The sequence below is a fragment of the Gemella haemolysans genome (assembly GCF_012273215.1).
In the GTDB taxonomy this organism is placed as follows: Bacteria; Bacillota; Bacilli; order Staphylococcales; family Gemellaceae; genus Gemella; species Gemella haemolysans_A.
Genome location: NZ_CP050965.1, coordinates 140936 through 155319, shown reverse-complemented (window position 1 = coordinate 155319; position 14384 = coordinate 140936). Strand labels below are relative to the sequence as shown.

Below are 14384 nucleotides of genomic sequence, written 5' to 3'. Positions count from 1 at the left end.
AAAATTTATTTGCTTAAGATAACTAAATATGTTGTATACATCTACAAGAAACCTGTTATTAAAAGACAAAGTAATAATAGATAATTAATACTTTAATTACATTATATAACAGAAATAACTTCAAATCAACAAAATATTTCACTCATAAAGACTGACTTAATACCGATTTTCATTAAAAAACACAATAAAAATTAACTGAGTTTATGTTTCTTTATATAAAAAATCTACAAATATAAATAGATATATACTGTGAAAAAACTTGAAAACCTTTATTTTATTAGATTTCCTTAAACTTTATATTTTTATTAAATTTACTAAATTTAAAATGTTATAAAATTATAAAAATACAAATATAAGTTTAAAAAAAATATATTTTCATCAAATTATTTCATATTTTCATTGATTTTCATTTTTAATTAAAAATAAAAATGCAATTTCTAAATTAATATTATAATAAATAAAAAGCTATTGATTAGCCCTAAACTATGATAATATATCACAACTTTAAAACAATCAATAGCTCTATTTTAGTTTTTTACTTTTAACTTAATTTTTCTAATCGTGAAAATGAGCACATTCATTACAATACTCGAAAACACTATTGGTAAATATACATTAAGAACAGATGCTCCAACCTCTTGACCTTCTATCAATTTATAGTATATTCCTATGAATAATACAGCTAATGCTAGAGCATTTATCAATAATGGAGAAAGCCATATCTTTTTAAACGCTATATTCAATATATGTGTTATAAACCATGATCCAAGTATATACCATTTACTGTAGGTATACCAATATGCTAATAAAACTAATACACTCATTATCTCAACTCACTTAAAAATCTTGTTGCAATTTCTTGCGGTCTTGTTATCGCTCCACCAACAACTATACAATGCGCCCCTGCTTCAAACGCTTGTTTTGCTTGTTGTGGAGTATGAATTTTACCTTCTGCAATAACAGGCACTTTTACATTTTCTACGATTTCTCTTACTAAACCAGGATTAAATTGTTTTGAATCTTCCGTGTATGGTGTATAGCCATTCATAGTTGTCCCAACAAAATCAACTCCAGCTTTTTCAGCTTCAATTGCTTCTTCTAAAGTTGAAATATCTGCCATCAACAAGACATTTGGATATTTTTCTTTAATTTCTTTTACAAATTCACTTGGAGTTCTTCCATCTCCTCGCTCTCTATTTGTACAATCAAGAGCAATTATATCAGAATTAGCTTCTACCAATTTATCTACTTCATCCATTGTAGCTGTTATATAAGAAGCATAACCCTCATATGATTTTTTAATTATACCAATTACAGGTAAGTTAGTTTGTTCTTTTATTTGTTTAATATCTAAAACACCTTGAGCTCTAATAGCTTTTACCCCAGCATTTTTTACAGCCTGTGCCATTAAGCACATTACTCCACCTTCTTCTCTATATAAAGCTTCTCCTGGTAGAGCTTGACAAGAAACTATCATTTCTCCTTTTAGATATTCTAATAATTGTTGTTTCTCCATAAGATTATCCTTTCACGGCTCCTAAAGTAACACCTTGAGTAAAGTAATTTTGGAAACAGATAAACACGATTATCATAGGTAATGATGCTAATGATGCCCCTGCCATTAATAGCCCATAGTCATTAGAGAACTCTTGCCCTTGTGCTAACGCTGCTAGTCCTAATGGTAATGTAGACATATCAGGTGTGTTAGAAAAGATTAATTGTGAGAAGTAATCATTCCAACTAGCTATAAATGTAAAGATTGCTAACGCACCAATACCTGGTTTAATAATCGGTAATGCAATGTTCATAAATGTTCTTACTTCACCACAACCATCAATTCTTGCTGATTCAAGTAATTCTGTTGGAATTGCTTGTGAGAATTGTCTCATTAAGAATACTCCAAATGGCCATCCTACCGCTGGTAAAATTAATGCATAGTAAGTATTCATTAAGTTAAATTCAGTAATTAAGTTTAATAAAGGTATTAAAATTACTTGTTTTGGTAAGGCCATCGCTGCAACAAAGACCATGAAAATAACTTTAACTCCTGGGAAATTTTTCTTAGCTAATGCATATCCTGCTAATGCTGATGTCGCACATACTAAGAATGTTGTCATTACTGAAATAAATACTGAGTTGAAAAACCATCTTAGAGTATTTGATGTGAATAACTTATTATAGTTTTCCAAAGTTGGAGATGTCGGCCACCATTCAGGTGGAATTGTTATAGCTACATCTTGTAACTTAAACGATCCCGATGCAATCCAGTAGAATGGAAATATAAAGAATATAGTTAATCCAATCAATATTATCATAGATACTATTTTAAAAATACTAATACTTTTCATCCTAAATCCTCCTAATCATTGTCTGTAGATAGAAACTTGAATTGTAAGATAGAAATTATTCCAATAATTACCGCAAGGATAATACCCATCGCACTAGCTACACCATGATTTCCATTTTTAATTGCTGCTTCATATACTAAATACATAATTGTACTTGTTCCGTAGTTCGGTCCCCCTGCTGTTAATAACTGAATTAAGGCGAAAATTTGGAACGAGTTAATTGTTGTTACAACAACAATATATAATGTTGTTGGTTTAATAAGCGGCCAAGTAATTTTTGTAAATACTTGCCATTTTGTTGCTCCATCAATTTCAGATGCTTCTAATAATTCTTTCGGTACGTTACCTAAAGCAGCAACATAAAGAATTATCGGTTGACCTAGCGAAGTAGTAATAAGAATCGTAATAATAGCATATAATGCTGTTTTCGGATTCCCTAACCAATCGACATTTTCATTAATTATGTGCATAGACTTAAACACATAGTTTAAAATTCCATATTCTGGGTGATAAATCCAAGCCCAAACTACTGTAACAGATACTACTGAAGAAATAGCTGGGATATAGAATACTCCACGGAAGAATGATCTTACAACTGCACTCTTATTATAAATTGTTACCGCAACAAATATTGAAACCAATACAACTATCGGTACCGCAACTACAGTTACAACAACTGTATTAATAAGAGATTTCATAAATGGTTCATGGATTGTTGCTCCATTTCCACTGAATAATAAATCTGAATAGTGTTTCAATCCAACAAATACTGGATTTTTCTTAGCAAAACTATATAATGATAACTGAAGTCCACGTAACATCGGGACCAAAACAAATGTTATAAAAAATATACTAACCGGCAAAATAAATAAATATGCACTAAAGTCTATTTTTTTTCTTTTCTTAGTAGTCTTCATAGCTCCTCCTAAAAAGTTATTATTTTATCTTAAAAAGGGATAGAAGCAACTCTATCCCCTTTATACGTCAAATTACAATGCTTCTTTTATTGTTTTATTTGCATCTTCAACAAATTTATCTAATCCTTCTTTAGGTGAAGTTTTTCCGTTTAATACACCTTGAACCATATTGAACCAAAGTGGTCTCATTTTAGCAAATCCAGGAATTGTGTTATAGTATGTTCCATATTGACTTGTTAGACCTTCAGCGAATTTAAGTTCTTCTGAATCGTATAATCCTGTTTCACCTTTTTTAGCTGAGAAGTTACCAGATGCTAATAGAGTACGTTTACCCCAATCTTTATCATTTACCATGAAGTCAACGAATTTTTTAGCTGCTGCTGCTTTATCTACATCACCATTATCAAAGATAGCTGGTCCAGCTACTAAGTAGTCATATTTAGCTTTTCCACCATTGTTAGGGAATGGTAAGAATTTGTAGTTAAATCCTGATGCATGTGATGCTGCGATACCTGGTGAGAATAAGATTGTAGTTGCTGCACGTCCTGATTTGAATGCTTCTAGAGCATCTTTAGCTTCTAAGGCAACACCTTGACCTAATAAACCTTCATCATATGCTTTTTTAACCCATTCTAAACCTTTAACACCATTTGCATCATTGATTGTATATTTACTGTTTGCATCATCTGTAATCCAAGAGTTGTATAAGTTTGCAACGAATGCTCTTGGCCCTTGGTCTCCTGCTTGTGATTTAGTATAGAATAAAGCTGGAGTGATGTTTGAATCTTTTTGTTTAACTGCTTTTAAGAATTTTTCATATTCTTCAACTGTCCAACTTCTATCTTGTTTGTTAAGAGGTAGAAGATCTGTTACTCCTAATTTATCAGTTAGGTCTTTGTTTACACCCATTAAGAATGGTGCTACCCCTTGTGGATACATGTAAAGTTTATCTTTGTAACTAGAAGCTTTAACTGCTGCTTCATTTAATTTAGATTTATCTACATCATCTAAAGGAACTAATAAATCTTTCGCTGCCCAAGCAATTACACGACCTGGTGCATCGTAAATTACGTCTGGAGCAGTTTTTGATTGAATAGCTGTTTCTATTTTAGCTGGTCCATCTGTAAATTCTATTTTTTGATAATTTACTTTAATATTTGGGTTTTTCGCTTCGAAAGCTTTAATTAAAGCTGCATCGAAATCCTCAGTTTTCTTAAATTCTTTATCTTTAGTGAATTGTGGGAAGTCCCAATAAGTAATTTCTACTTTTTTGTTCGGGTCAGCTTGTTTTTCTTCTTTTTTACCACCCACACACCCTGTTAAAACAAGTGCAGTTGTTGCTGCTACAGCAAGCAGCTTATTTATTTTTCTCATAATATGAGCCTCCTTATTATTTTATGTTTTTAAAAATTTGACGTCTTATTTAAACTAATCTAAAATACTAAGCTCAGTATCTACATCAAAGAAATGAGCTCTATTCATATCTAGAGCAAAAGTTAATTCATCACCCATTTTAATATTTTGTCTTGAGTGTACAATTGCTTTGATATTTTCTCCATTTAAATCAGTATGAACGATATATTCAGAACCTAATAACTCAGCCACAATTACTTTTGAAGTAATTTTAGCATGTGAATAAGTTTCTAATACTAACGGATCATTTGAAATATTTTCAGGTCGAATCCCTAAAACAACTTCTTTCCCTTCGTATCCTAATTCTTTTAATTTTTCATAATATCCAACAGGAATCTCAATATTCCCACCACCTTTTGTAACAAAGTTACCTTCTACAACTTTTCCTCTCATGAAGTTCATAGTTGGTGCTCCGATAAATCCAGCTACAAAAAGATTTTCAGGATGATCATAAATATCTTTCGGACTTCCTACTTGTTGAACTATACCTTTCTTCATTACAACAATTCTGTCAGCCATTGTCATAGCTTCAGTCTGATCGTGTGTTACATAGATTGTAGTTGCACCTAAAGTATTGTGGATTTTAATGATTTCCGCTCTCATATTACTTCTTAGTTTAGCATCTAAGTTAGATAGAGGTTCATCCATAAGGAAAACTTTAGGACTTCTAACTATTGCACGTCCAAGCGCAACCCTTTGTCTTTGACCTCCAGAAAGTGCTTTAGGTTTTCTATCTAAAAGTTCTTCTAGTCCTAAAATTTTTGCTGCTTCTTCTACTTTAGCCTTAATTTCCTCTTTTGGAACTTTTCTTAATTTTAAAGCGAATGCCATATTATCAAAAACTGTCATATGTGGATACAGCGCATAACTTTGGAATACCATTGCGATATCTCTATCCTTAGGTTCAACATCATTAACTAATCTATCCCCTATATAAAATTCTCCTTCAGTTATGTCTTCTAGACCAGCAATCATTCTAAGTGTTGTAGATTTTCCACATCCAGATGGTCCAACAAAAACGACGAATTCCTTATCGGCTACTTCTAAATTAAAATCCGTTACCGCGCAGAAACCATTATCATATTTTTTATAAATATTTTTTAATGATAAACTTGCCATATTAGCCTCCTGTTAATTAAATATTTATCTTTTCTCTAAAATAGTATCATATATGAAACCGCTTGTAAAGATTTTTATTCGTTAATTTAATGTTGTAACTTTAAAAATAATCCATTATTTTTTTATTTCATTTAAACAATAATCAAACTTGTATAACAACAAAATATGACTAACAAGGATAAAGTGAACATTTTCAAAGATAATACAAACATTTCTATAGTTGTTTTTTTATTATATTTATTTAATCATTTATATACTAAATTTAATACATTAACACTAGTATAAATTTTAGTACCTTTTTAAAATATCTAATTTTACCTATTTTCATTTTTAAATTACCTTTTAGTTTATAATTCAATATTGCAATCGTTTTACATTCTTATATTTTACATTTGACTAGGCAAATACTGAATTTATTCCATTTAATATATTGTAAATATACCTTAATATTTTTTTATATTTTAATGAGTAAAAATATAATTATTTAAACAAAAAAAGCAAGAGCCTTTAGCTCTTGCTTCTTTTAAAATATTCTAATTAGCGTTTGATGTTGTAGAATGCTTGAACACCTGGGTATACAGCTGTAGCATCTAATTCATCTTCAATACGTAATAATTGGTTGTATTTAGCAATACGGTCTGTACGGCTAAGAGAACCTGTTTTGATTTGTCCTGCGTTAGTTGCAACTGCGATATCTGAGATTGTAGAGTCTTCAGTTTCTCCAGAACGGTGAGAAATTACAGCTGTGTAACGAGCACGTTTAGCCATTTCAATAGCGTTTAGAGTTTCAGTTAAAGTACCGATTTGGTTAACTTTGATTAGGATTGAGTTACCAACACCTTGTTCGATACCTTGTGATAATTTTTTAGTGTTAGTTACGAATAAATCGTCCCCTACTAATTGCACACGGTTACCGATACGGTCTGTAAGTAATTTCCATCCTTCCCAGTCGTTTTCATCCATACCATCTTCGATAGTGATGATTGGGTATTTGTTTACTAATTCTTCTAAGTAATCAACTTGTTGTACTGAAGTACGAACTGCTCCACCTTCACCTTCGAATTTAGCGTAGTTGTATACTCCGTTTTCGTAGAATTCAGAAGACGCACAGTCAAATCCTAAGAATACATCTTTACCTGGTTCTAATCCAGCAGCTTTAATTGCAGCTAAAATAGTTTCAACAGCATCTTCAGTTCCTTCGAATGTTGGAGCGAATCCACCTTCGTCACCTACTGCAGTTGATAAACCACGGTTGTGTAATAATTTAGCTAAGTTGTGGAATACTTCAGCTCCCCAACGTAAAGCTTCTTTGAATGTAGGAGCACCTACAGGTAAAATCATGAACTCTTGGAATGCGATTGGAGCATCTGAGTGAGATCCACCGTTTACGATGTTCATCATTGGAGTTGGTAATTCTTTAGAGTTAGTTCCTCCTAAGTATCTGTATAGAGGTACTCCTAAAGAATCAGCTGCAGCGTGAGCTACTGCTAAAGATACACCTAAGATAGCGTTAGCTCCTAGACGTCCTTTGTTTTCAGTTCCATCTAATTCGATCATAGCGTAGTCAATTCCTACTTGATCAAATACGTCGAATTTACCTTCTAATAAAGGTGCGATTTCTTCATTAACGTTAGTTACAGCTTTAGTTACACCTTTACCTAGGTAACGTCCTTTGTCTCCATCACGTAATTCAACTGCTTCGTATTGTCCAGTTGAAGCTCCTGATGGTACTAATGCACGTCCAAATGCTCCTGATTCAGTTGTTACTTCAACTTCTACAGTTGGGTTACCACGTGAATCTAAAACTTCTCTTGCATATACTTCTGCGATAATATCAAATGTTTTTGCTAACATTAACTTTCTCCTTGTTGTTTAAATTTATAATTCTATTATACTATAATTTATTTAATTTTGCTAAAATTAAGCTAATTTTCCACCTTCTAGAAGTGCTAAGAATGATTCAGCTTCTAGAGATGCTCCACCTACTAATGCACCATCAACATCTGGGCATGATAGGTATTCTTTAACGTTTTCAGGTTTAACTGATCCACCGTATTGAATACGAACTTTTTCAGAAACTTCTTTACCGTATAATCCTTCAACTACATCACGAACTGCTTTACACATTTTTTGTGCATCTTCTTTTGTAGCTGATTTACCAGTTCCGATAGCCCAGATTGGTTCATAAGCAATTACTGATGAAGCTACTTGTTCAGCTGTTAAATCAGCTAAAGCACCTTTTACTTGAGCTCCTACAAACTCAGCTGCTTTTCCTGCTTCGTATGTTTCAAGACTTTCTCCACAACAGATGATTGGTAATAATCCATTAGCAAAGATAGCTTTTGCTTTTTTGTTAATATCTTCATCTGTTTCGTGGAAGTAATCACGACGTTCAGAGTGACCGATTACTACATAGTTTACTCCCATTTCAGATAATACTTTAGGTGAAGTTTCACCTGTGTAAGCTCCTGAATTTTCAAAGTAACAGTTTTGAGCTGCAACTTTTAATCCAGTTCCTTCTGCCGCACTAAGTACTGCACTTAAATCTACAGATGGAGCTGCAATTCCTGCTTCTACTTTATCTGATGATGGTAATTTTCCAGCAAGAGCTTCAACAAACGCTTTAGCTTCTTGTGGGTTTTTGTTCATTTTCCAGTTTCCTGCGATAAATGGTAATCTTGACATGATGTTACTCTCCTTGAGTTTTAAAATTATTTATTAGATAATGAATCAATTCCTGGTAATACTTTTCCTTCTAGATATTCTAGAGAAGCTCCACCACCTGTTGAGATGTGTGAGAATTTCTCAGCATATCCTAAAGAAATTGCTGCTGTAGCACTATCTCCACCACCGATAATAGTAGTAGCACCTTCTAAGTTTGCGATAGCTTCACAAACACCAATTGTACCTTTGGCAAAGTTAGGCATTTCAAATACACCCATAGGTCCATTCCAAATTACTGTTTTTGCACCTTCAAGAGTGCTCTTGAATAATTCAACAGATTTCGGTCCGATATCTAATCCTTCTTCATCAGGTTGGATATCACCTTGTGCTACACGACTTGGTGCATCGTTAGAGAATTCTTTAGCTACTACTGTATCGATTGGTAATACTAATTTTTCTCCAGCTTTCTCCATTAATTCACGAGCATATTCAACTTTATCATTTTCACAAAGTGAAATTCCGATTTCTTTACCTTGTGCTTTCATGAAAGTATAAGCCATACCTCCACCAATAATTACTTTATCAGCTTTTTCTAATAAGTTTTCAATAACTGCAATTTTATCAGAAACTTTTGCTCCACCTAAGATTGCAACAAGAGGTCTTTCTGGATTATCAACTGCTCCTCCGATAAATTTGATTTCTTTATCAACTAAGAATCCTGAAGCAGAGTTTCCTTCACCAATGTTAGATGCAATACCTACGTTTGAAGCGTGAGCACGGTGAGCTGTACCGAATGCATCATTTACGAATACATCTCCTAGAGAAGCCCAGTATTTAGCAAGTTCTGGATCATTTTTAGATTCTTTTTTGCCTTCAACATCTTCGAAACGAGTGTTTTCAAACATTAAGATTTCTCCATCTTTTAATCCTTTAACTGCTTCTTCTAATTCAGCTCCACGAGTTTCAGCTACGAATTTTACTTCTTTACCTAATAATTCTGATAATCTAACAGCTACTGGAGCTAAGCTTTTAGATGCTTTATCAGCTTCTTCTTTAACACGGCCTAAGTGTGAGAAAGCAACTACTTTAGCACCTTGATTTAAAGCATACTCAATAGTTGGTAATGCTGCAGTAATACGATTATCGTTTGTAATTTCACCATCTTTTAAAGGCACGTTGAAATCAACACGCATTAAGACAGTTTTCCCTTGTAAGTTACCTAAGTCTTTGATAGATTTCTTCATGGAAAGCTCCTTTTATTTATATTTTAGAATATATGAGACAAGATATAAGTCAAAATTGACTTATATCTTATCTATTCTTCTATTATCTATTATAGATTATTTAATTAATCCTGCAAAGTATTTTAATGTTCTTACTAATTGAGAAGTGTAAGACATTTCGTTGTCATACCAAGAAACAACTTTAACTAATTGTTTGTCTCCAACTGTTAATACTTTTGTTTGAGTTGCATCAAATAATGATCCGTAAGAGATACCTACGATATCAGAAGACACGATTGGATCAACGTTATATCCGAATGATTCGTTAGCAGCAGCTTCCATAGCAGCGTTAACTTCTTCAGCTGTTACAGTTTTTTCTACTACAGCTACTAATTCAGTTAATGAACCTGTTGGTACTGGTACACGTTGAGCAGCTCCATCTAATTTTCCGTTTAATTCTGGGATTACTAATCCGATTGCTTTAGCAGCACCAGTTGTGTTAGGTACGATGTTTTCAGCAGCTGCACGAGCACGACGTAAGTCTCCACCACGGTGAGGAGCGTCAAGTGTGTTTTGGTCTCCAGTGTATCCGTGGATTGTAGTCATTAATCCTTCAACTACTGTGAAGTTATCGTGTAAAGCTTTAGCCATTGGAGCTAAACAGTTAGTTGTACAAGAAGCACCTGAGATAACTGTTTCTGTTCCGTCTAGAGTTTCGTGGTTTACGTTGTAAACGATAGTTTTAACGTCGTTTCCACCTGGAGCTGAGATAACAACTTTTTTAGCTCCTGCTTGAACGTGAGCTTCTGCTTTTTCTTTAGAAGTAAAGAATCCAGTACATTCTAATACTACATCGATTCCTAATTCTCCCCATGGTAATTCAGTTGGGTTAGGGTTAGCGAATGCTTTGATTTCTTTTCCGTTTACTACTAAGCTTCCTTCAGCTGCTGATACTTCTCCATCAAAACGACCTTGAGTTGTGTCATATTTTAATAAGTGTACTAGTTGATTAACTGGTGTTAAGTCGTTAATCGCTACTACTTCAATTCCTTCTACGTTTTGGATTCTTCTTAATGCAAGACGTCCGATACGTCCAAATCCGTTAATTGCTACTTTTACTGTCATTTTTTAGTTCCTCCTAAAAATTTTTATTAACTTTTTTTATTATTTTTTTGCAAATAGCCTCATCAATAATTAGTGTCGCATTTGCTGGTCTAGTATTTAAGTAACTAAATACTGCATCAGCTTTTTCTTCTCCACCAACTATCGTAAAGACATTATCAATGCCATCAACATCTTTAAAACTCATACCTATAGTAGAGGTTTTAAATATTTCACTGCCGTTCTCATCGAAATAACTTCCAAATGATTCACAAACAGCATTTTTTTCTTCCAATACTTTCAAAATATCTTTAGAAGATTTTCTTCTATTCGCCATTTCAAAAGCTTTCCCTATACTATGGATAATTATCGATGTTTTACTTATAACATCTAGAGCATTTTTTATGACTGGTTCTTTTACAAGTTCTTCTAATGCTTTTTGTCCTATATTATCTGGTGCATGTAATAATTGATAATTATGTCCAGAATTTTTTGCCATCTTAGAGGCTATATCATTGGCTTGATATTCTGTATTTACTACAGATAATCCCCCTCTGATAGGCGTTATAGTAACATCTTTTCCATAACCAAATGTTTCATTAGCTCTGCCGGCTATGTAATACATCGTACTACCACCGCTGACTCCAATTACGCATTCTTTAGTTATCTTAGCATTAACCTTATCCAAGAGTAAGTTAGTCATTTCTTCTCTAGTGGCTTCATTATTAATAAAGTCACCCGCTACAATGTGAACTTGTTTTATTGAAAAATAATTTTTTATAAAACTTCTCTCTTTGGCAAAAGCATCATTAATAACTGATTCTTTTATCTCCAATAAAAGCTCTTCTCCTTTTTCTGTAAGATTCATTCCCGTAGCTTTTTTTGTTATTAACCCTAACTTGGATAAAACTTCACATTCCGTACGTAATTGTCTTTCCGTCATATTTATAAAGTTTAATAATGTTTTTCGACCTACTGGTTGATTAACTTTTATTGCAATAAGCAATTCATACCTATTACTAAACTTCATAAACATATCAGGTACAAGTCTACTTTGCATATGTAACAAATGTAAAATATCCATCTTATGTTTCCCCTGTTTATTTGAAAGTTTATTTGTGGACACCCCTTGTCCAGTTAGGTCGTTTTTTGACCAACTTATTTCAAAAAAATAAACTTTCTGATTAAAATTATAACAAAGACCTACATAAAAATCAAGTCTTTTAAATAAATTTTAATCAAAAAATTCATCTTATTTTAATATCGTTAATAATTCTATTAGAATAATGAAATAAAATACAAAAATCATTTCATATTCTTTATAATCAACTGGCAAATTAGAAATGTATTGGCTAGGGTAGTTGACCTCTATATCTTTTTTCAGATTTTCTACATTTAAGTTATCAAAGTTGTATCTAACTAGTAACTCATTCAGTTCTTTATCGCTGTAGTAGAATATTTTTTTCACTTTTGAAGAAAATAGACTATCAGCTAGAGTAACATTTTCTATAACTGATAAAACAGATAATAAATCGCGTTGTCCTTTTTTTGAATTCCCTGCTATAACTCCATACAATTTTTGTAATAACAGTCTAGGAATTTTGTATTTTAATTCCAATACTTCAAAATCGATTTTTTCAGTTTTTTTCTTAGTTTTTGATTCTTTTACAGGCTTTGTATCATTTGTTTTTCCACCATCTTTTACAACAAAAACTACGAATTCATCAGCTATTTCAATTATTTCATTTTTATTAAACTCAACTTTTCCATTTAAGTTCTCTAATGTTTTTTCTTGATCTATTTTTTGGTATGGTCGCTTAAATTTATTATCCTCTATTAGATAAAATCCTCTATACGACTTATGATATTTAAATTTCAACTCTACACCTCTTTCCTAATTTTAATCATTTAATATACTACCATAATTATAAAAAATATTCAACCTTCTTCATATTTCAATAACTTCACAAATTATTTCTAAAAATAATTTTTTAAATTATCAAAATCAACTCCTGCTTCTAATAAAACTAATAACTTAATTCTAGCTTTCTGTCCACTAAGTCCTGTTGTAAAAATAACTCCACCTTGTTGGAATCTCTTACCGCCACCTTCGTAATCATATACATCTTGAGTAACACCATTAAATGCACGGGAAACAAATACTACAGGTATTTTCTTCTTAATACATTCTCTTATCGCCGGAACAGTTCTTGGAGGTAAATTACCAGCACCTAGAGCTTCGATCACCAATCCATCTGCTCCAAGATTTGCGACTGCATTAATAAGCTCATCTCCCATACCAGCATACGCCTTTAATAAGTAAACTTTCTTACCAAAAAAATTTACATCGTAATGTTCTTCATTTATTAATTTTTGGAAATAAATTACACTATTTTTAGATACTAATCCTATAGGTCCAAAAGTTGGTGTTTGGAAAGTCGCTACATTTGTAGTATGTGTTTTAGTAACATAGGTAGCTGTATGCACCTCATCATTCATAACTACTAATACACCTTTATCACAACTTTCATCACTAACAGCAACTACTAAAGAACTTCTTAGATTAGCAAGTCCATCCGCTCCTATTTCATTACTAGAACGCATCGCTCCTGTTACCACTACTGGAATATTCACATCTAATGTCAATTCTAAATAATACGCAGTTTCTTCAAGCGTATCAGTCCCATGTGTAACTACTACGCCATCATATCCTTGTGTTACCGCTTCTAGTATCCTATTCTTTATACCTAACATTTCATGTTCTGTTATCTGAGGAGAAGCAAGATGATATAAATCTTCAACTACTAAATCTCCAATATAAGAAAACATACTTCCTCCAACACCAATTGGATTCTTATCAGTCGGCGAAACTTTACCCGTTGTTTGATCTTCACTCATAGAGATTGTTCCACCTGTATTCAAGATTAATATTTTCTTCAACTTACTATCCCCTTTCTATTTTCTTAGATTTTCATAACCATTAACAACTAAATCAACTTTCCCGTTACTTGGATTTATTACTAAACCATGTACAGGGACGTCTTTTGGTATTAATGGATGATTCATAATCATATTAACATCATGCCCAACACTTTCTTCAACATCGTCAAAACCATGTAGCCAAGTATTTAAATCAAGTCCAGAGTATTGAAGAATATCAATAGTTTCTTTTCCAACACCTCTATCTCGCATTTTTTCCATAATTAGATTAGTATCAATATTTTGCATACCACAGTCGTGATGTCCCATAACTATAATCTCATCTGCTTTTAACATATACACTGCTATTATCAAACTTCTCATAATCGATCCAAAAGGATGAGTTAATATAGCACCTGCATTTTTTACAACTTTAACGTCTCCTGAAGATAGATTCAAAGACTTTGTTGCAAGTTCAACTAACCTTGTATCCATACACGTAAACATTACTACTCTCTTAGCTGGATATTTATCTTCTGTCTTATATTTTTCATACTCTTCGAATTTAACAAAATACTCATTGTATTCTAACATTGAATCTAACAGTCTCATATCTTAACTCCTTTTGAAAATAATTATTTAAATTTTTCTTATATTTTCATTATACTATACTTCATGCT

The 14384-nt window shown here is 32.4% G+C and carries 14 protein-coding genes; all 14 read right to left on the bottom strand.

Annotated elements, in window-relative coordinates; all coding sequences use genetic code 11:
* Positions 1 to 527: 527 nt before the first annotated feature.
* The 14 genes from FOC48_RS00800 to FOC48_RS00735 all read right to left on the bottom strand — a co-directional run bounded on the left by FOC48_RS00800 (position 528) and on the right by FOC48_RS00735 (position 14316).
* Positions 528 to 824, bottom strand: a complete 297-nt coding sequence (locus FOC48_RS00800) for a hypothetical protein (protein ID WP_003147883.1) — start codon at positions 822 to 824, stop codon at positions 528 to 530.
* On the bottom strand, positions 824 to 1516 hold the full coding sequence (locus tag FOC48_RS00795; protein ID WP_003147884.1) for an N-acetylmannosamine-6-phosphate 2-epimerase: 693 nt from the start codon (positions 1514 to 1516) through the stop codon (positions 824 to 826). Before FOC48_RS00795 ends, FOC48_RS00800 begins: the two co-directional genes overlap by 1 nt.
* A 4-nt stretch (positions 1517 to 1520) precedes the next feature.
* Positions 1521 to 2348 carry a carbohydrate ABC transporter permease gene (locus tag FOC48_RS00790; protein ID WP_003147885.1) on the bottom strand — a complete coding sequence of 276 codons (828 nt, stop codon included), beginning with the start codon at positions 2346 to 2348 and terminating at the stop codon, positions 1521 to 1523.
* Between the two features lie 11 nt (positions 2349 to 2359).
* Positions 2360 to 3265, bottom strand: coding sequence for a carbohydrate ABC transporter permease (locus tag FOC48_RS00785; protein WP_003147886.1), 906 nt, complete (start codon positions 3263 to 3265; stop codon positions 2360 to 2362).
* 72 nt (positions 3266 to 3337) lie between these two features.
* Positions 3338 to 4639 (bottom strand): ABC transporter substrate-binding protein, encoded by a 1302-nt coding sequence (locus FOC48_RS00780; protein ID WP_003147887.1) that lies wholly within the window; start codon positions 4637 to 4639, stop codon positions 3338 to 3340.
* A gap of 54 nt (positions 4640 to 4693) precedes the next feature.
* Positions 4694 to 5797 carry an ABC transporter ATP-binding protein gene (locus tag FOC48_RS00775; RefSeq protein WP_003147888.1) on the bottom strand — a complete coding sequence of 368 codons (1104 nt, stop codon included), beginning with the start codon at positions 5795 to 5797 and terminating at the stop codon, positions 4694 to 4696.
* A gap of 537 nt (positions 5798 to 6334) precedes the next feature.
* Positions 6335 to 7651, bottom strand: coding sequence for a phosphopyruvate hydratase (gene eno, locus FOC48_RS00770; protein ID WP_003147889.1), 1317 nt, complete (start codon positions 7649 to 7651; stop codon positions 6335 to 6337).
* A 66-nt stretch (positions 7652 to 7717) separates the two neighbouring features.
* The gene (tpiA, locus tag FOC48_RS00765; RefSeq protein ID WP_003147890.1) at positions 7718 to 8482 is read right to left on the bottom strand and encodes a triose-phosphate isomerase; all 765 of its coding nucleotides are present in this window, start codon (positions 8480 to 8482) and stop codon (positions 7718 to 7720) included.
* A 26-nt stretch (positions 8483 to 8508) separates the two neighbouring features.
* Entirely contained in the window at positions 8509 to 9705 is a 1197-nt protein-coding gene (locus FOC48_RS00760) for a phosphoglycerate kinase (protein ID WP_003147891.1), read from the bottom strand.
* Between the two features lie 96 nt (positions 9706 to 9801).
* Positions 9802 to 10809, bottom strand: a complete 1008-nt coding sequence (gene gap / locus FOC48_RS00755; protein WP_003147892.1) for a type I glyceraldehyde-3-phosphate dehydrogenase — start codon at positions 10807 to 10809, stop codon at positions 9802 to 9804.
* A 13-nt stretch (positions 10810 to 10822) separates the two neighbouring features.
* Positions 10823 to 11845 (bottom strand): sugar-binding transcriptional regulator, encoded by a 1023-nt coding sequence (locus tag FOC48_RS00750; RefSeq protein WP_254263184.1) that lies wholly within the window; start codon positions 11843 to 11845, stop codon positions 10823 to 10825.
* Between the two features lie 192 nt (positions 11846 to 12037).
* Positions 12038 to 12664, bottom strand: a complete 627-nt coding sequence (locus tag FOC48_RS00745) for a hypothetical protein (RefSeq protein ID WP_003147896.1) — start codon at positions 12662 to 12664, stop codon at positions 12038 to 12040.
* Between the two features lie 98 nt (positions 12665 to 12762).
* The gene (locus FOC48_RS00740) at positions 12763 to 13725 is read right to left on the bottom strand and encodes an asparaginase (protein WP_035467238.1); all 963 of its coding nucleotides are present in this window, start codon (positions 13723 to 13725) and stop codon (positions 12763 to 12765) included.
* Positions 13726 to 13740: 15 nt separating this feature from the next.
* Positions 13741 to 14316 carry a beta-class carbonic anhydrase gene (locus tag FOC48_RS00735; RefSeq protein WP_003147898.1) on the bottom strand — a complete coding sequence of 192 codons (576 nt, stop codon included), beginning with the start codon at positions 14314 to 14316 and terminating at the stop codon, positions 13741 to 13743.
* Positions 14317 to 14384: the final 68 nt, after the last annotated feature.